17 protein-coding genes are annotated in these 18,533 nt (G+C 67.5%); 6 read left to right on the forward strand and 11 right to left on the reverse strand.

The genetic code is table 11. The annotated features are described in order from the left end of the window. Positions 1-9 precede the first annotated feature (9 nt). Positions 10-915 carry a uracil-DNA glycosylase gene (locus tag HWX22_RS27860; protein ID WP_175908377.1) on the forward strand — a complete coding sequence of 302 codons (906 nt, stop codon included), beginning with the start codon at positions 10-12 and terminating at the stop codon, positions 913-915. A 119-nt stretch (positions 916-1,034) separates the two neighbouring features. Here the strand turns inward: HWX22_RS27860 and HWX22_RS27865 are convergent, their stop codons facing one another. The 4 genes from HWX22_RS27865 to HWX22_RS27880 form a co-directional block, all read right to left on the reverse strand. Further along, positions 1,035-1,631 (reverse strand): NAD(P)H-dependent oxidoreductase, encoded by a 597-nt coding sequence (locus HWX22_RS27865; protein ID WP_175908378.1) that lies wholly within the window; start codon positions 1,629-1,631, stop codon positions 1,035-1,037. Positions 1,632-1,778: 147 nt separating this feature from the next. Continuing rightward, on the reverse strand, positions 1,779-3,578 hold the full coding sequence (locus HWX22_RS27870) for a PDZ domain-containing protein (protein WP_175908379.1): 1,800 nt from the start codon (positions 3,576-3,578) through the stop codon (positions 1,779-1,781). A gap of 115 nt (positions 3,579-3,693) precedes the next feature. Then, positions 3,694-4,422, reverse strand: a complete 729-nt coding sequence (locus HWX22_RS27875; protein ID WP_059532711.1) for a DsbC family protein — start codon at positions 4,420-4,422, stop codon at positions 3,694-3,696. A 90-nt stretch (positions 4,423-4,512) separates the two neighbouring features. Further along, a complete protein-coding gene (locus HWX22_RS27880; RefSeq protein ID WP_059702630.1) occupies positions 4,513-5,691 on the reverse strand; it encodes a UbiH/UbiF family hydroxylase in 1,179 nt (392 codons plus the stop codon). A 247-nt stretch (positions 5,692-5,938) separates the two neighbouring features. On the opposite strand from HWX22_RS27880, the gene ychF reads away from it, so the two are divergent. Then, positions 5,939-7,033 (forward strand): redox-regulated ATPase YchF, encoded by a 1,095-nt coding sequence (gene ychF / locus HWX22_RS27885; protein WP_059820563.1) that lies wholly within the window; start codon positions 5,939-5,941, stop codon positions 7,031-7,033. A gap of 161 nt (positions 7,034-7,194) precedes the next feature. On the opposite strand, the gene gabP is transcribed toward ychF, so the two are convergent. The 3 genes from gabP to HWX22_RS27900 form a co-directional block, all read right to left on the reverse strand. Then, complete coding sequence (gene gabP / locus HWX22_RS27890) at positions 7,195-8,586, reverse strand: GABA permease (protein ID WP_175916822.1); 1,392 nt, start codon at positions 8,584-8,586, stop codon at positions 7,195-7,197. Positions 8,587-9,054: 468 nt separating this feature from the next. Then, positions 9,055-9,399 (reverse strand): MmcQ/YjbR family DNA-binding protein, encoded by a 345-nt coding sequence (locus tag HWX22_RS27895; protein WP_059820565.1) that lies wholly within the window; start codon positions 9,397-9,399, stop codon positions 9,055-9,057. Positions 9,400-9,503: 104 nt separating this feature from the next. After that, positions 9,504-10,766, reverse strand: a complete 1,263-nt coding sequence (locus HWX22_RS27900; RefSeq protein ID WP_175916823.1) for an MFS transporter — start codon at positions 10,764-10,766, stop codon at positions 9,504-9,506. Between the two features lie 193 nt (positions 10,767-10,959). On the opposite strand from HWX22_RS27900, the gene gcvA reads away from it, so the two are divergent. The 3 genes from gcvA to ettA all read left to right on the forward strand — a co-directional run bounded on the left by gcvA (position 10,960) and on the right by ettA (position 14,132). Then, positions 10,960-11,877: a transcriptional regulator GcvA gene (gcvA, locus tag HWX22_RS27905; protein WP_175916824.1), complete on the forward strand. Its 918-nt coding sequence runs from the start codon at positions 10,960-10,962 to the stop codon at positions 11,875-11,877. An 89-nt stretch (positions 11,878-11,966) separates the two neighbouring features. Further along, the gene (locus tag HWX22_RS27910) at positions 11,967-12,275 is read left to right on the forward strand and encodes a DUF3761 domain-containing protein (RefSeq protein WP_175916825.1); all 309 of its coding nucleotides are present in this window, start codon (positions 11,967-11,969) and stop codon (positions 12,273-12,275) included. Between the two features lie 189 nt (positions 12,276-12,464). Further along, positions 12,465-14,132 carry an energy-dependent translational throttle protein EttA gene (gene ettA, locus HWX22_RS27915; protein WP_059532730.1) on the forward strand — a complete coding sequence of 556 codons (1,668 nt, stop codon included), beginning with the start codon at positions 12,465-12,467 and terminating at the stop codon, positions 14,130-14,132. A gap of 137 nt (positions 14,133-14,269) precedes the next feature. On the opposite strand, the gene HWX22_RS27920 is transcribed toward ettA, so the two are convergent. The 4 genes from HWX22_RS27920 to HWX22_RS27935 all read right to left on the reverse strand — a co-directional run bounded on the left by HWX22_RS27920 (position 14,270) and on the right by HWX22_RS27935 (position 17,591). Further along, positions 14,270-14,893, reverse strand: coding sequence for an HAD-IA family hydrolase (locus tag HWX22_RS27920; RefSeq protein ID WP_059532732.1), 624 nt, complete (start codon positions 14,891-14,893; stop codon positions 14,270-14,272). Beyond that, positions 14,890-15,441, reverse strand: a complete 552-nt coding sequence (locus HWX22_RS27925; RefSeq protein WP_175916826.1) for a cysteine hydrolase family protein — start codon at positions 15,439-15,441, stop codon at positions 14,890-14,892. Before HWX22_RS27925 ends, HWX22_RS27920 begins: the two co-directional genes overlap by 4 nt. A 62-nt stretch (positions 15,442-15,503) precedes the next feature. Beyond that, positions 15,504-17,318 (reverse strand): aminopeptidase P family protein, encoded by a 1,815-nt coding sequence (locus HWX22_RS27930; RefSeq protein ID WP_059532737.1) that lies wholly within the window; start codon positions 17,316-17,318, stop codon positions 15,504-15,506. Positions 17,319-17,336: 18 nt separating this feature from the next. Beyond that, on the reverse strand, positions 17,337-17,591 hold the full coding sequence (locus HWX22_RS27935; protein WP_059449757.1) for a hypothetical protein: 255 nt from the start codon (positions 17,589-17,591) through the stop codon (positions 17,337-17,339). Between the two features lie 171 nt (positions 17,592-17,762). Between HWX22_RS27935 and HWX22_RS27940 the strand changes: the two genes are divergently transcribed. Next, positions 17,763-18,524 (forward strand): response regulator transcription factor, encoded by a 762-nt coding sequence (locus HWX22_RS27940; RefSeq protein WP_175916827.1) that lies wholly within the window; start codon positions 17,763-17,765, stop codon positions 18,522-18,524. Positions 18,525-18,533: the final 9 nt, after the last annotated feature.

Here is an 18,533-nt window from a genome sequence, read left to right on the forward strand (position 1 = left end):
GCATCACGCATGGCAACCCGCAAGACTCTCCGCACGCCGCAACAGGCGTCGCTGTTCGACGATCCCGTGCCGGAAACGGCGCAGGACGATGTTTCCGCCCCGGCGCCCGCGCCGGCCGCGGCCGGGCGCAAGCCCGCAAGGAAGGTCGCGGCAACCGCCCCGGTTTCCGCGGCGCCGCAGCCCGCTGCCGCGCACGTCCCACACCTCGCCGCGCAGTTCGACGCGCTGCCGGCCGTCTGGCGCGACGTGCTGAAACCCTTCACCGACAGCGACGCGTATGCACCGCTGTGCCGCTTCGTCGACGACGAACGCGCGGCCGGCAAGACCGTCTACCCGACCGACGTGTTCCGCGCGCTGCGCCTGACGAGCCCGGACGACGTGAAGATCGTGATCCTCGGCCAGGATCCGTACCACGGCGACGACCGCGGCACGCCGCAGGCGCATGGCCTGGCGTTCTCGGTGCCGCCGGCCGTGCGCACGCCGCCGTCGCTGCGCAACATCTTCAAGGAAATCGCCGCGAATTTCGGCCACGACACACCGCGTCACGGCTGCCTCGATACCTGGGCACGCCAGGGTGTGCTGCTGCTCAACACCGTGCTGACGGTCGAGCGCGGCGCGGCCGCGAGCCACGCGAGGCGCGGCTGGGAGCAATGCACGGACACGCTGATCCGCGAACTCGCCAGCCGCCATCGCGGCCTCGTGTTCATGCTGTGGGGCGCGCATGCGCAGGCGAAGCGCGCGCTATTCGATGCGAGCGCGCATTGTGTGCTCGAGGCGCCGCATCCGTCGCCGCTGTCCGCACACCGCGGCTTCCTCGGTTGCCGCCACTTCGCGCTCGCGAACGACTATCTGGTCAAAGCGGGTCGCGAGCCGATCGACTGGCGCCTGCCGGAGGTGGCCGAAACGCTCGCGTAGCCGTTCCGCGTCGAGTTTCCCGCTTTCGCCTGCATCATGTGAAAACGCCGCGCCCCCTTTCGGGACGCGGCGTTTTTTTCATCTGGCGACGCAGCGGGTGCAACGCACCCGCATCGGCCTTACGCGGCAGCGATCGCTTCACGGGCGCCCGCAAGCGCGGCGCTTTGCGCATCCGGCCCGAGATTCAGGCCTTCCGCGTGGATGAAGCTCACGTCGGTCAAGCCGATGAAGCCGAGGAACGTGCGCAGGAACGGCGTCTGGCTGTCGTTCGGCGTACCCAGGTACTTGCCGCCGCGCGCCGTCACCACGTGAACCTTCTTGCCCTTGATCAGGCCTTCCGGGCCGTTCTCGGTGTAGCGGAACGTGACGCCTGCGCGGGCGATCCAGTCGAAATACGTCTTCAGTTGCGACGAGACACCGAAGTTGTACATCGGTGCGCCGATCACGATGATGTCGGCAGCCTGCAGTTCGGCGATCAGTGCATCGCTCTTCGCGACGATCGCATTCTGTTCCGCGCTGCGCTGGTCGGCCGGCGTGAAGAATGCGCCGAGCACCGATTCGTCGAGGTGCGGCAGCGCGTCGGCCAGCAGGTCGCGAACCACGACGGTCGCGCCGGGGTTCGATTGTTGCAGCTTTGCCGTCAGTTCGTTGGCCAGCAGCGTGGATTGCGCACCTTGCGAGCGCGCCGCGGAATTGATTTGCAGAATGGTCGTCATGTCAGGCTCCGGTTTGGTTGCGCTTCGGTAGCGCGAGTGACGCCATTGTGCGTGGCCGCATGATCGCGAAAAAGCGGGCTCAAGGCGACGGATTGTTGCAACAGCAGAACAATCACTGATCGCGCCCCGAAACCCGCTCGCGCATGCTCAGCCCTTCAGCCAGGCTTCCCGGGCCTTGTGCGCGGCAGCCGGCTTGGCGGCCGCCGTCAGCCGGTAGCGCGCGACTTCCGGGCCGTCGAGCTTCAGCTTCGCGGTCCGCAGCTCGTCGCGGCGGAATGCGTGCACCTCGACCTTGTCGCCCGGGCGGTAGCGTGCGAGCAGCGTGTCGAGGTTCGTGCCGGTGACGCGCAATCCGTCGAGCGCGATCAGCGTGTCGCCGGCCGACAGCCCCGCGCGATGCGCACCGCCGCCTTCGTAAACCGCCGCCAGCGTGCAGTCCGCGCCGCCGCGCGGGCGCGCGCCGATCGTCGGCTTCGCAGCCGCGCCAGGCGCGACCTCGGGCGCGAGCGTCACGCCGAACGGCGCGAGCAGGTCGGCGAGCGGCAGGTCGCGCGTGCCGTGCACGGCGTCGGCGAACAGCCGGCCGAGCGCGACGCCCGTCGCTTCCTCGATCAGCGTCTCGACCTCGTTTTCCTCGACGCCCGCCTGCTTGCCGCGATAGAACTCGCGTCCGTAGCGTTGCCACAGCAAGCGCATCACGTCGTCGAGCGACTTGCGGTTGCGCGTCTGCGCGCGGATCGCGAGATCGAACGCGAGCGCAACGAGCGAACCCTTCGTGTAGTAGCTGACGATCGCGTTGGTCGCGTTCTCGTCCTGGCGGTAGTACTTGATCCACGCGTCGAACGAGCTTTCCGCGATGCTCTGCTTCAGCCGCCCTGTGCCGCGCAGCACACCGCCGACGGTACGGCCGAGCGCCGCGAAATATTCGTCCTGCGACATCAGCCCGCTGCGCACGAGCATCAGATCGTCGTAATACGACGTGAAGCCCTCGAACAGCCACAACAGCGACGTGTAGTTTTCGCGCGCGAGGTCGTACGGCACGAACGCGGCCGGCTTGATGCGCTTCACGTTCCACGTATGGAAATACTCGTGGCTGCACAGGCCGAGGTACGTGCGATAGCCTTCCGTCGTTTCCGGCCTGCCCTTCACCGGCAGATCGGTGCGGTTGCAGATCAGCGCGGTCGACGCACGGTGCTCGAGGCCGCCGTAACCGTCGCTGACCGCGAGCGTCATGAACACGTAGCGGTCCATCGGCGCCTTTTTCGATTTCGGCTCGAACAGCGCGATCTGCGCCTCGCACACGCGCTTCAGGTCGGCGCGCAGCCGCTCCATGTCGAGCTGCGTCACGCGCCCGGCGACCACGATGTCGTGCGGCACGCCGTGCGCGTCGAACGTCGCCAGCGCGAATTCGCCGATCGTCACCGGATGGTCGGCGAGTTCGTCGTAGTTCGACGCGCGGTACGCGCCGAACCCGTAGCGCCGGGTGCCGCGCGCCTCGGGCAGCGACGTACCGACGCGCCACGCGCGGAACGCCGGGCCCGCCGGTTTCGCGATGTCGACCTCGCACGGCGCATCCTCGCGGCCGGCAACGCTCAGGAACACGGCCGTGGCATTGAAGAAGCCGCCCGATTCGTCGAGATACGCGGAGCGGACCGACAGGTCCCACGCGTACACGTCGTAGCGCAGCGTGAGCGCGCCGTTCACCGGCGCGGCCTGCCACGTGTTCTTGTCGGTTTTCGCGATCCGCACCTTGCGGCCCGCGTCGTTGAACGCGGCGAGCGTCACGATGTTGCGCGCGAACTCGCGCACGAGGTAGCTGCCCGGAATCCACACCGGCAGCGAGAAGCGCTGGCCTTCGGGATCGGGATCGGCGACCGTCACCGACACTTCGAACAGGTGCGCGGCAAGATCTTTCGGGGCAATCGAATAACGGATCGGCTGGGTCATCGTGGGAATCGGACGAAAATCGGACGGAATACGGCGGCGGAAACGAAGAGAGGCGCCGGCGGATGTCGCGGGCGCCCCTCGCTGGCCGGGCCATGCGGCCCGGCGTGTCGGTCGGTTACTTGCTCGACGCGAGCGCCTGGTTCAGCTGATCGGCCGACACCGCGCCCGGCAGGCGGCGGCCGTCGGGCAGGAAGATCGTCGGCGTGCCGGTGACGTTCATCCCGCGGCCGAGCGCGAGGTTCTTGTCGAGCGCGGTCGTATCGCAGGTGCCGGCGCCGGTCGGCACGCGATGGTCGAGCATCCAGCCTTCCCAGGATTTCGCGCGGTCGGTCGCGCACCAGATCGCCTTCGACTTCGCGGTCGAATCGGGCGACAGAACCGGGTACAGGAACGTGTAGACGGTCACGTTGTCGATCGACTGCAGCGTCGTCTCGAGGCGCTTGCAGTACGGGCAGTTCGGATCGGAGAACACCGCGATCTTGCGTGCGCCGTTGCCCTTGACGACCTTGATCGCGTTCGCGAACGGCAGGCTCGCGAAGTCGATCTTGTTGAGGTCGGACAGGCGCGCGTCGGTCAGGTTCTTGTGCGTCTTGGTGTCGACGAGATCGCCGAGCAGCACGTAGTCGCCGGCGGCATCGCTATAGATGATCTGCGTGCCGAGGTTCACTTCGTACAGGCCCGCGACCGGCGATTTCGACACGCTCTTGATCGGTGCGTCGTTGCCGAGTCGCGCTTGCAGCGTGGCTTTCAGCTTGTCGGTGGTCTGGTCGGCCTGCGCGGTGCAGCCGAGCGTCGCCATCGTGACGGCCAGCGCCAGCGATGCGATGCGGATCGTTTTTTTCATCCTGTAGTTCCTTCAGCTCAATCGGGGTGCACGTCACAGTGTACGCCGTAACGGAACCCTGTCCGACAGGCCGAAGGCGCGAAGGTTCGATCAGCCGAGCGCGGCCGACACGAGCCAGCGCTTCACGAGCGGTTGCGCACCGACGAACGCCATACCGGCATTGCGCACCGCCTTCGCAAGGGAGCCGGGCACAGCGAACAGCCGCTGCAGCCCGTCGGTCGCGACCATCAGCGCGCGGATGTCCTCGCGGCGCGAACGCTCGTAGCGGCGCAGCAGCACCGTATCGCCGAGGTTGCGGAAGCTCTCCTTGTTCGCGATCGCGTCGGCGAGCGCCGCGACGTCGCGCAGCCCGAGGTTCATCCCCTGCCCCGCGAGCGGGTGGATCAGGTGTGCGGCATCGCCGACCAGCGCGACACGCGGGGCGATCAGCTTGTCGACGGTCTGCAGCGCGAGCGGGAAGCCGGCCGCCGGCGTCACGCATTCGAGCGCGCCGAGCTGGCCATGCGACACGCGCTCGACTTCGGCCGCGAGCTGCGCGGGATCGAGCGTAAGCAGTTCGTCCGCGTGCGCGGTGTGCGCGGACCACACGAGCGATACGTGACCGTCCGGCAGCGGCAGCAACGCGATGATCTCGCCTTCGTGAAACCACTGGCAGGCCGTCTCGCGGTGCGGCAGCGACGCCTTGAAGTTCGCGACGACGCCCGTCTGCCGGTAATCGCGCCGCTCGACCTTGGCCCCCATTTGCGAGCGCACCCACGAATGCGCGCCGTCCGCACCGACCACGAGGTCCGCTTCGAGCACCTGGCCCGACGACAGCGTGAGCACGGCCGCGTCGTCGCGCACGTCGAAGCCCTGCGCGCGCGCATCGAACCACGTGAGGTTCGGCTGGAACCGCAGCGCTGCGTCGAGCGACGTCTCGATCAGCGACGATTCGGCGATCCAGGCCAGTTGCGGCACGGAAGCCTGGTACGCGGAGAAATGCAGTTCCGCGTGCGCATCGCCGTATACGCGCATGTCGTAGACCGGCGCGAGCCGGCCATGGTCAAGCGCCTGCCAGACCCGCAGCCGCTCCAGCAATGCCTGCGAGCTGGACGACAGCGCGTAGATGCGCGTGTCGAACGCGAGATCGGCGGGGCGCGGCGTGGCCGGCTGGGCGAGCAAGGCGGTCTTGTAGCCGGACTGGGTCAGCGCGAGCGCGGCTGTCTTGCCGACGAGCCCGCCGCCGACCACGGCGACGTCGAAGGTGTGGTGGGCAGTCATGGCGGGCATTATAGCCGTGGGGCCAATCCCTTACGCGGCCGGACTTTGCGGGAAATCAGCATAATCGCGAGCCGGCCCGGCAGCGCGGCGGCCCGTCGCATCGGGCATTCGGGGGAAGGCCGGAAACCGGGGCGTCGGCACGGTACAATAGCGCCTTTGAACGTCGGCCCGCCGCGCCCCACGCGCCGGCCGTCCCTATTTTCCCGCGCCGCCGTGCCCTGTCCGGCCGCGCCGCCTTACCCGTCCGAAGGATTCCATGAGTCTCAAATGCGGCATCGTCGGCTTGCCCAACGTCGGCAAGTCCACCCTGTTCAATGCGCTGACCAAGGCCGGCATCGCCGCCGAGAACTACCCGTTCTGCACGATCGAACCGAACGTTGGCATCGTCGAGGTGCCGGACGCGCGCCTGAAGGCGCTCGCCGAAATCATCAACCCCGAGCGCATCGTGCCGGCCGTCGTCGAATTCGTCGACATCGCGGGCCTCGTCGCGGGCGCCAGCAAGGGTGAAGGCCTCGGCAACCAGTTTCTCGCGAACATCCGCGAAACCGATGCGATCACGCACGTCGTGCGTTGCTTCGAGGACGACAACGTCATCCACGTCGCCGGCAAGGTCAGCCCGATCGACGACATCGAAGTGATCAACACCGAACTCGCGCTCGCCGACCTCGGCACCGTCGAGAAGGCGCTCACGCGCTACTCGAAGGCCGCGAAGTCGGGCAACGACAAGGAAGCGGTGAAGCTCGCCGCGGTGCTCGAAAAGGTTCGCGCGCATCTCGACCAGGGCAAGGCCGTGCGCGGCCTCGATCTGTCGGACGACGAGCAGGCGCTGCTCAAGCCGTTCTGCCTGATCACCGCGAAGCCGGCCATGTACGTCGCGAACGTGAAGGACGACGGCTTCGAGAACAACCCGCACCTCGAAGCGGTGCGCAAGTACGCGGAAAGCGAGAATTCGCCGGTGGTCGCGGTGTGCGCGGCGATCGAAGCGGAAATCGCCGATCTCGACGATGCGGACAAGGAAGCGTTCCTCGCCGACATGGGCATGGAAGAGCCGGGCCTCGACCGCGTGATCCGCGCGGGCTTCAAGCTGCTCGGCCTGCAGACTTACTTCACCGCGGGCGTGAAGGAAGTGCGCGCGTGGACGATTCACATCGGCGATACCGCGCCGCAAGCGGCCGGCGTGATCCATACCGATTTCGAGCGCGGCTTCATTCGCGCGCAGACGATCGCATTCGACGATTTCGTCGCGTACAAGGGCGAACAGGGTGCGAAGGAAGCCGGCAAGATGCGCGCGGAAGGGAAGGAATACGTCGTGCACGACGGCGATGTGATGAACTTCCTGTTCAACGTCTGATACGTGCAATGCGGATGCCGTGCGATACGCGCGGCATCGCGCGATGCGCATCCGGCACGAAAAGCAAATGGGCCGATTGGCAAATGCCAATCGGCCCATTTTTCATTCACGGACTTGCCCGTCGGCCCAAGGCGAGCACCCTGCCCGCCTTCGGATCGTCATCACGTCGCCGACACCCGCCGCCCTGCACCTGCGCGCGCATCACGACCGCGCTTGTTCAACCACGAAGCAAACAGCACGAGCAGCGCGAGCACGGCCGTCGCACCGACTTCCATCCGGTGTTCCTCGCTGACGAACATCACGGTCAGCGTGCCGCAGATGAACAGGATCACCGCCCACGTGAGCCACGGGAACAGCCACATCCGCAGCGTCAGGTCGGCGCCGCCCGATTCGAGCGTCTTGCGCATCCGCAGCTGCGAGATCGCGATCACGAGATATACCAGCAGCGCGATCGCGCCCGACGTCGCCAGCAGGAAGCCGAACACCTGCTCCGGCATCAGATAGTTCGCGATCACGGTCACGAAACCGAATGCGGTCGATGCGAGCACGGCCGCGCGCGGCGTGCCGGTCGAATCGGTGCCGTGCAGGAACGCGGGCGCGTCCTTGCGCTTCGACAGCGAGAACAGCATCCGCGACGCGGTGTACAGCGCGGAATTCAGGCAGCTCGCGACCGACACGAGCACGATCACGTCGATGATCGCCTTCGCGTTCGGAACGCCGATCAGCTCCATCGCGCGCTGATACGAGCCGTGCTTCGGCAGCAGCGGATCGTTCCACGGCACGATGGCCGCGACGACGAGGATCGAGCCGAGATAGAACAGCGTGATACGCCAGATGACGGAGTTCGTCGCACGCACGATCTGGCGCTGCGGGTTGTCCGACTCGGCGGCCGCAATCGTCACGATCTCGGTGCCGAGGAACGAGAACATCGTCGTCAGCATCGCCGCGAGCACCGCGCCGGCGCCGTTCGGCATGAAGCCCTGGTGCGCGAAGAGGTTCGACACGCCCGATACGGCCGGCGCGGGCACGATACCGACGATTGCCGCGCCGCCGATGCAGAGGAACACGACGATCGCGACGACCTTGATCAGCGCGAACCAGAATTCGAATTCGCCGTAGTTCTTGACCGAGAAGAGGTTGGTGATCGTCAGCAGCAACGTGATGCCGAGCGCGAAGATCCAGGTCGCGACGCCGGGGAACCACGCATTGAGAATGGTCGCGGCGGCCGTCGCCTCGATCGGGATCACGAGCACCCAGAACCACCAGTACAGCCAGCCGATGGTGAAGCCGGCCCAGTGACCGATCGCGCGATCGGCATAGGTCGAGAACGAACCGCTGTCCGGATGCGCGACGGCCATCTCGCCGAGCATGCGCATCACCAGCACGACCAGGACGCCTGCGATCGCATACGCGAGGATCGAAGCCGGGCCGGCTTCCGCGATCGCGTGGCCGGAGCCGACGAACAAACCGGCGCCGATGACGCCGGCAATCGACATCATCGTCACGTGACGCTGCTTCAGACCGGTGCCGAGGCCTGTGTTGCTTCCACTCATGTGTCTCTCTCCAAAAAACGGTTCCGATATGACCGGGTGTCGCGTGAAGGCGGCGCGGGATTTGTCGTTGTTGAATCCGGCAGCCCGCCGCGCATGCGCGGCACGCGGGCAGGGAGCCGGATCGGGCCTGTTCCGGTCGGTGCGCGACGCAGTCTGCGAAGCTGCGGGTGCGATGCGGCACACGGGGCGCCGGCGCATCGCGTGCGCCCTTTCCGTCGGCTGTCGGTCAGCCGCCTTCGAAGCGAAGGAGTGTAAGCATCAAACGGTTCTTGACTAAGAACCAATTGAAGAATTTCGATGGAACCACTTGTTGCATCGACGCGAACCGATGCAACGCTTGGTCCGGTTCGGCGTCCGCTTGCGCGGTGCCAGATCGGGAAATGTGCGCTGAGACACGCCCGCGCGACACCGCAACGAACGCATTCCGTCGACGAGGCTTGCGTGCCGCGCAGGCGCTGCGCCGGATGCTCAGGTCGCGCCGCCCGGCCCTGCGTCCCGCCATTTGGCCGGCACGATCGCGTGCCATTCTCGCAGGAGCAGGTTTTTCACGGCGTCAGGATGCGCGGCCGACAGGCGCACCAGCACGATCGGCCAGCCCGCATAGTGGTCGGTTACGTAATACACGTCGGGCTCTGAGTCGATCAGCCACGCGCGCTCGTCGGGGCCGACGCCCTTCACGACGAGCGTGTCGCCGTCCTCGCGCAGGCGCGCGAGCATCTTGCCCTTCACCCTGAGTGCGGGCGTCCCGTACGACGTGCCTTCCTCGACACCCCGCCATGCCAGCGCGATCCGCCGAACTTCATCGAATGTCACGATGCGCCTCCGCCCGTTGGTAATCGACGTCCCGGACAACGTAGCGGAAATTGTGGCAGACGCCTAGCCAAGCGGCGTCCGGCCGCGCGCCCGGCGACGCATGTCTAGCGGCCGGCCGCGTGCGCCGCCAGCGGCGCGCGACCGGTGGCCGCAACGATCGCGAACGCAATCGCATTCGCGGCCGCGCTGGCCAGGATCGGCACGAGATAGCCGCCGCCCGCATCGTAGATGAAACCGGCGGCAGCAGGCCCGATCAGCGTGCCGAACGCGACGCTCGTGTACAGCATGCCGATGATCGCGCTCACGTTGCGGCCGCCGAAGTAGTCCATCACGACGGCCGGCAGCACGGCGACCCAGCCACCGTAGAACACGCCGAACACGAGTGCGAACGCGGCCAGCGTCGCGACGCTCCCGGCGCCGGCCCACGCGACGAGCGCGACGGCCATGCCTGCGAACATCGCGAGCAGCGACGCGCGGCGGCCGAAGCGGTCGGCGACGCCGCCGAGGAAGAAGCGCCCTGCCGTGCTGCCGACACCGATCGCGCCGAGCAGCAGCACGGCCGTCGACGGCGCGACGCCATGATCGAGCGCGTACGGCACGAGATGCACGAACGGCACGAACACGCCGAACGAGCAAACGAGGCATGCCGCATACAGGCTCGCGAACGGCCGCGACGTGACGGCTTCGCGCACGGTCGCGCCGGCGGGCGCGGATGAAGCGGCACCAGCCAGCCCGTCGCCCGATTGCGCACGCGCCGCATCGCCGTCGGGCAGCAATCCGCGCCCGCGCGGATCGTTCTCGATCAGCAGTGACATGCCCGCACCCACGACCACCGCGATCGCCGCGAGCGTGACGTACGCGCCGCGCCAGCCGACGTGCGCGATCAGCGCGGATGCGAGCGGCGGCATCACGAGCGTGCCGACGCCGATCCCCGCGACCGCGAGCCCCGACGCGAAGCCGCGCCGCCGCACGAACCAGCGTTGCACGGCGCCGACGGCCGGCACGTACGCGCAGCCGACGCCGAGGCCGACACCGAGCCCGTACGCGACATAGACCTGCAGCAGCGTATGCGCGGCACCGGCCGCCGCGAGACCGGCGGCCGTCAGCAACATGCCGGCGACGGCGAGCCGCCGGGAGCCGAAGCGATCAGCAAGCGGGCCGCTGACGATGCCGAAGCCGAAATACAGGAAGCCGGCCAGCGAGAACACGAGCGAGATCTGCCCGCGCGATGCCGTGAAATCACGCTGCAGCGATTCGACGAACGCGCTGAACGTGTATGCACTGCCGAAGCCGACGAACGTGACGGCGAACGCCGCCGCCACCACATACCAGCCGTAGAAGACGCGCGATGCGCGCAGGCCGTTCATGACGATCCTCCTCTCAGGTTCCGCCGGACGCAGCACGGCGCCCGGATTGCCTCATGGATATAGTTGAACTATGTTGATCGCATCGACAGCGCAAAACCCGCTCACGACGATACGATCCAATGCAACAACGGTACTCGTGCATGCTCGTCGCCTCAAACGATATTTCGTCGGTCTTTCGATTTAGAAAAACTCAATGATCCGTTCCCGCCTGCCACCGCTCAACGCGTTGCGTGCGTTCGAGGCGGCCGCCCGCCACCTGTCGGTGAAATCGGCGGCCGAGGAGTTGTCGGTCACGCCGGGTGCGGTGAGCCAGATGATCCGCACGCTCGAGGCGCACCTCGGCGTACAGCTGTTCGAGCGCGTGAATCGCGGCATCCTGCTGACCGCAGCGGGCCGCGACTACTTGCCGCCCGTGCGCAACGCGTTCCGGCAAATCGCCGACGCGTCGCAGCGCGTGTCGGGTGCCGCCGACAGCAGCGTGCTGACGGTGAGCGTCACACCCTTTTTTGCGTCCGCGTGGCTCGTGCCGCGCCTCGCGCAGTTTCGCGACGCGTGCCCGGGCGTCGACCTGCAGATCGTCACGAGCCACGCGCTCGCCGATTTCTCGCGCGACGGCGTCGACGTCGCGATCCGTCACGGTCTCGGCCGCTACATCGGCCTCTGCAGCGAACGGCTGCTGACCGTGGAGATCGTCGCGCTCGCGGCGCCGACACTCGTCGCGCGGCTGGGCATGCCGGCCACACCCGCCGACCTGGCCGGATGGCCGCATCTGCATGACGCCGAGCGCAAGGGCTGGCACATCTGGTTCGACGCGCAGCGAATCGCCGATTTCGGCCCGCCGCGCGGCCCCGCATTCGACGATTCCGGCCTGTTGCTGCAGGCGATCCTCGCCGGCCAGGGCGCCGGCCTGCTGCCGGCGGCGATGGTGCGCAACGAGCTCGCGAGCGGCCGGCTCGTGCAGCTGGCCGACGTCGCGTGGCTCGACGATTTCGCGTACTACCTCGTCTATCCGCCGCATCATGCGGAACGCGCGAAAGTCGCCGCGTTCCGCCGATGGATTCTCGAGGCCGCACTGGCCGACGGAGCGGCGTCGATGACCGGCGCGGCGTAGCGTCGCTGCCCCGCAGGGCGGCGACGACGATCGTCGGCCGATCGGCTAACATGCGGCCCGCAACCGACAACGACATCCGGAGAGCGACCATGCCTGCCCTGCTTCGCCGCATGACGCGCATCGCGACCCTGTCGGTCGCGCTGTTCGTCGCGTGCGCCGCCCTGCCGCCCGCGGCGCATGCGTATCGCGCGTCGCCCGGCTACGCCAACGAGGCCGACCTCGACCGGCACGACACGTACCGCAATCGCGACGGCGACACCGTCCATGCGCCGGCCCACTCGAAATCGGGCCGCGTGCCCGAAGGCGCGAGCGCGCGCTGCCGCGACGGCACGTACAGCTTCAGCCGCCATCGGCGCGGCACCTGCTCGGGGCACGGCGGCGTCGCCGCGTGGCTGTGAACGCGGGTCGGCCGGATGGCCTGCGCGGCGCCAGCGGCAGCCGACGGCGAAGTACAATACGCGCTCGCGCCGCCAACCCGCGGCGACACCGCCGCGCCCCGCGCGGCACGCTCCGTACCGAATCACCCGACGCCACGCACGCCCGCGCGCTGCGCGGCAGTCTCAACCCTTTCTGACTTTCACACCCAAATGGCCCAATACGTTTTCACGATGAACCGGGTCGGCAAGATCGTGCCGCCCAAGCGCCAGATCCTGAAGGACATCTCGCTGTCGTTCTTTCCCGGCGCGAAGATCGGCGTGCTCGGCCTGAACGGCTCGGGCAAGTCGACGCTGATCCGCATCATGGCGGGCGTCGACAACGAAATCGAAGGCGAAGCGACGCCGATGCCGAACCTGAACATCGGCTACCTGCCGCAGGAACCGCAGCTCGACCCGACGAAAACCGTGCGCGAAGCCGTCGAGGAAGGCCTCGGCGACCTGTTCCAGGCGAACAAGAAGCTCGAGGAAATCTACGCCGCATATGCGGAACCGGACGCCGACTTCGACGCACTCGCGGCCGAGCAGGCGAAGTACGAAGCGATCCTCGCGTCGAGCGACGGCGGCAGCCCCGAGCAGCAGCTCGAAGTGGCCGCCGACGCGCTGCGCCTGCCGGCGTGGGACGCGAAGATCGAGCACCTGTCGGGCGGCGAAAAGCGCCGCGTCGCGCTGTGCAAGCTGCTGCTCGAGAAGCCCGACATGCTGCTGCTCGACGAACCGACCAACCACCTCGACGCCGAATCGGTCGACTGGCTCGAGCAGTTCCTGGTGCGTTTCCCGGGCACGGTCGTCGCCGTCACCCACGATCGCTACTTCCTCGACAACGCGGCCGAGTGGATTCTCGAACTCGATCGCGGCCACGGCATTCCGTGGAAGGGCAACTACAGCAGCTGGCTCGACCAGAAGGAAGAGCGCCTGAAGCAGGAAGAAGCGTCTGAATCGGCGCGCCAAAAGGCGATCAAGAAGGAGCTGGAGTGGGTGCGCCAGAACCCGAAGGGCCGCCAGGCGAAGTCGAAGGCGCGTATCGCGCGCTTCGAGGAGCTGAACAGCCAGGAATACCAGAAGCGCAACGAAACGCAGGAAATCTTCATTCCGGTCGGCGACCGCCTCGGCAATGAAGTGATCGAGTTCAAGAACGTCAGCAAGTCGTTCGGCGACCGTCTGCTGATCGACAACCTGAACTTCAAGATTCCGGCCGGCGCGATCGTCGGCATCATCGGCCCGAACGGCGCCGGCAAGTCGACGCTGTTCAAGATGCTGACCGGCAAGGAACAACCGGATTCGGGCGAAGTCGTGATGGGCCCGACCGTGAAGCTCGCGTACGTCGACCAGAGCCGCGACGCGCTCGACGGCTCGAAGACGGTGTTCGAGGAAATCTCGGGCGGCGCCGACGTGCTGACGGTCGGCAAGTACGAAACGCCGTCGCGGGCATACATCGGCCGCTTCAACTTCAAGGGCGGCGATCAACAGAAGATCGTCGGCAACCTGTCCGGCGGCGAACGCGGCCGCCTGCACCTCGCGAAGACGCTGATCTCCGGCGGCAACGTGCTGCTGCTCGACGAACCGTCCAACGACCTCGACGTCGAAACGCTGCGCGCGCTGGAAGACGCGCTGCTCGAATTCGCGGGCTCGGTGATGGTGATCTCGCACGATCGCTGGTTCCTCGACCGGATCGCGACGCACATCCTCGCGTTCGAAGGCGATTCGCAGGTCACGTTCTTCGACGGCAACTACCAGGAATACGAAGCCGACAAGCGTGCGCGCCTCGGCGAGGAAGCCGCGAAGCCGAAGCGTCTGCGCTACAAGCCGATCAGCCGCTGAACGGCGCGGCCCGTGCACCCGGCAGCGCGGCAACGCGAAGCCGGATGCGGAAAGCGGCCGCTGCCGGTTCGGCAAAACAAGAAAGCGGGCTCATGGCCCGCTTTTTTTTCATCCGTCTGACGTGGGCTGCCGGGAGACTACGCGAGCGCGCCCAGCTCGCGCAAACGCGCCTCGGTCGCGGCCGCGCTCGTGTGATGAATGCCGTGCCAGCCGAGCGCCGTCGCGGCCGCCGCGTTCTTCGCGTTGTCGTCGATGAACACGAGTTCGTGTGGCGCGATGCCCGGCAGGAACGGATCGATCCGCGCATGCATTTCGCGGTAGATCGCCGGATCGGGTTTCACGAGCTTCACGCGGCCGGACACGACGATGTCCTTGAAGCGCCGCAGCACCGGGAAGTTGTCCCACGCATACGGAAACGTCTGCGCGGACCAGTTGGTCAGCCCGAAGAGCGGCATTCCCTGCGCATCGAGCCGGTCGACCAGCGCGGCGCCTTCGTCGAGCACACCGCCGATCATCTCGTGCCAGCGCGCGTAGAACGCGCGGATCAGCGCCTCGTGCGCCGGAAACTTCGCGACGAGCTCGCTCGTTCCTTCGTCGATCGTCTGCCCGCCGTCCTGGCGGATCACCCAGTCCATCGCGCACACGTGCGTGAGGAACCAGCGGCGCTCGGCTTCGTCCGGAATCAGTTGCCGGTACAGATACTCGGGGCTCCAGTCGATCAGCACGCCGCCGAAATCGAACACCACCGCCTTGATCGTCATGCGAACTCCGTGGCGAGCACGTCGGCAAGCGGACGCGGCGTCACCGAATTGCCCGACAGCGTATTGTTTTCCCACACGAAGTGGTGATGCGCGACGATCTGCGCGGCCGACAGGTGCGTGCGCTCGTTCGTCGTGTGCAGGTCGGACACGACGGTCGTCCGGTAGCCGAGCAGTGCTGCGCGGCGCGCGGCCGAATCGACGCAGAACTCGGTCGCATAACCGCAGATCAGCACCGAACGGATGCCGTGGCCGTCGAGCTGCGCGGCGAGCGGCGTGTCGTGGAACGAATCGCTCATCTGCTTGCGGATGTGCCAGTCGGCACGCCCGACGATCAGTTCCTCATGCAGCGCCCAGCCTGGCGTGCCGGGCACGATATCGTCGTCCGCGTCGCCGTCGTGCTGCACGAAGCACACGGGCGCGTTCGCCGCGCGCGCCGCCGCCGTCAGCCGGTTAATGCCCGACACGACGTCGTCGAGCCGGTACGCGGGCCGTGCCCGCTGCACCAGTCCGCGCTGCATGTCGATCACGATCACTGCGGTGTCTGCCATCGGTTGCCCTCTCGATCATGGTCCGGCCGTCGCGCGGCCGTTGTCGCTCGTTGCGCGTCGCGTCAGATCGGCTGCGTGCGCGCGTCGAGCCACGCCTTCGCGTCGCCGCTCACGTGCCGGCCGACGCGCTCGCGCACGGTCGCGTGATACGTGTTCAGCCACGCGCGCTCTTCTTCATGCAGCATCTCGACCAGCACGCAGCGCGTGTCGATCGGACACAGCGTCAGCGTCTCGAACGCGAGGAAGTCGCCGAACTCGGTCTGCCCGCCCGCGCGGTTCACGACCAGGTTCTCGATCCGGATGCCCCATTTGCCGGGCCGGTACACGCCCGGCTCGATCGACGTGATCATTCCCTCTTCCATCGCGGTGTACGGCTCGGCCGGCGCGTAGTGCGAGATGACCTGCGGGCCCTCGTGCACGTTCAGGAAGTAGCCGACGCCGTGGCCGGTGCCGTGGCCGTAGTCGAGCCCGGCCGCCCACATCGGCGCGCGCGCGATCGCGTCGAGCATCGGCGAGCGAATGCCGCGCGGGAAACGTGCACGCGACAGCGCCATCATCGACTTCAGCACGATCGTGAAATCGCGGCGCTGCAGGTCGCTGACCGTGCCGACCGGCACGACGCGCGTGATGTCGGTCGTGCCGGTCGTGTACTGGCCGCCCGAATCGACGAGCAGCAGGCCGTCGCCGGCGATCGTCGCGTGCGACTCGGGCGTCGCGCGATAGTGCGGCATCGCACCGTTCGCGTTGAAGCCGGCGATCGTCGCGAAGCTCGGCGACACGTAGCCGGGGCGCCGCGCGCGCGCGGCCGTGAGCTGCTCGTCGATCGTCAGCTCGGTGATCTTCTCGCGGTTCACCGCCTGCTCGAACCACGCGAAGAATTCGGCGAGCGCGGCGCCGTCGTGCTCCATCGTCACGCGCACATGCTCGATCTCGGCGGACGTCTTGCGCGACTTCGCGAACGTCGACGGGTTCACGGCCTCGACCAGCTTCACGCCGGCCGGCACGGCCTCGAGCGTGCCGAACGTCACTCGGCGCGGGTCGATCAGCAGCGTCGCGCCGTCGGGCAGCGCCGCGAGCGCCGCGCGCGCGGCGTCATACGCGCGGACCTCGACGCCGTCCCGCGCGAGCGACGCGGCCAGCGCCGGCGACACCTTGCCGTCGGCGACGAACAGCGTCGCGCGGTCGGCGCCGATCATCGCGTGCGCGACGAACACGGGGTTGAAATTGACGTCGGCGCCGCGCAGGTTGAACAGCCACGCGAGATCGTCGAGCGTCGACACGAAATGCCATTGCGCGCCCTGCGCGTGCATCGCGCGGCGCACTTCGGCGAGCTTGCTTGCGCGCGTCGTGTCGGCCTGCGGCGCCACGTGCTCGAACACCGCATCGCCCGGCAGCCCCGGGCGCTCCGGCCAGATCGCATCGAGCAGGTCGAGATCGGTGCGCAGCGCGATGCCGCGCGCGCTCAGCGCGGCCGTCAGCGCGCGTGCCGCCGCGACGCCGAGCACGGCACCGTCGACGCCGACCGTCGCACCGGCCGGCACGTTCTGCGCGAGCCAGTCGACATGCGGCGCGCTTTGCTGCCCGCCTGTCATCTTCATCAGCTGGACGCCCGTGCCGGCGAGTTCCGCCTCGGCCTGCACCCAGTAACGGCTGTCGACCCACAAGCCCGCGAAATCCGCGGTCACGACCAGCGTGCCGACCGAGCCCGTGAAACCGGACAGCCAGCGGCGCGCCTGCCAGCGTTCGGGCAGGTACTCGGACAGGTGAGGATCGGCGGACGGCACGAGATAGGCGGCCAGGTCCTCGCGGACCATCGCGCCGCGCAGCAGCGCGAGGCGAGCCGGCACCGACGAGACTTCGGGGAGACGGGCATTCATGATTTCACCTGAGAGCTTTCAGCGACGGGCAGACACCGCGACCGTCACGGCTACGGCGAGGAACGCGACACCGGTGCAGACCGGCCATTCGAGCGTTTCGCCATCGTAAAACAGTCCAGAGAGATTGCCGGCCATGCGCGCGGCGGCGGCGCCTGCGATGCCGACGAGCACCGCGATCCACCATGCCGGCCGGCCCGTGCGCCGCATCGGATGCAGCCACCGGCCGAACAGCCCGACGGCCGCTCCCAGGACAAGGATTCCAAACCAGTTCATTCGACGCCTTCTATAAATTCAGATTCGTCCCATAGGCGTGAACGTTGCCAGCGACTAGCATCGATTCATCCATCGAACCCGAGACCAGCCGGGCGCCGCGAACATTCGAGTGTAGGGGCCGACCCGACGTTATGGCAAGCGCGCACCGGCAGCCGTATTGAAGAAATCCTCATGCGAATCGCCCTGATCGATCCGGAGGCACGTCATGCTGCGCTCCTGAACCGCCTGCTCTTCGCCGGCGGTCACGTGTGCCACGCGTTTCCGTCCAGCACCGCGTTCTTCGAGTGGCTCGCCACCGATACCTGCGACATGCTGATCACCGGCAACTGGGCCGGCGATCAGCCGGCCGAGGAAGTCATTCCGCGTGCGCAAGCGATCCTGCCCGGCCTGCCGGCCATCGCCGTGATGCAACTGCCGCGCGAAAGCGAAGTCGTGTCATGCCTGCACGCGGGCGCCGACGACTGCCTCGTGCGCCCGGTGAGCGGGCCCGAGCTGCTCGCACGGGTGAATGCACTGAGCCGGCGCGCAGGCGTCCGGCGGCCGCCGAATCGGTCGCGCGAAATGTATGGCGAATACGCCTTCGATGCGACCCACGGCCTCGTGCGCTTCGGCGACGTGGTCGTCGCGCTCACGCCGAAGGAGTTCCGCTTCGCGCAACTGCTGTTCGCGAACCTGTCCCGGCCCGTGTCGCGCGCTCATATCCTCGAAACCGTGTGGGCCCGCCGCCGCGACATGAAGTCGCGCACGCTCGATACGCACGCGTCCCGGCTGCGCAGCAAGCTGCAGCTACTTCCCGAGCATGGCTACCGGCTTCTGCCGCTCTACGGCTTCGGCTATCAGCTCGACCGCGTGCCGATCGAGCCCCCAAATTCGAGGCCACGCCATGCTGATGCCCGGTATGCCGCGGGTGAGGAAATCACCGAAACGCTATAATATGCCGCT

This window comes from Burkholderia sp. BCC1638 (assembly GCF_902833195.1).
Taxonomy (GTDB): domain Bacteria; phylum Pseudomonadota; class Gammaproteobacteria; order Burkholderiales; family Burkholderiaceae; genus Burkholderia; species Burkholderia diffusa.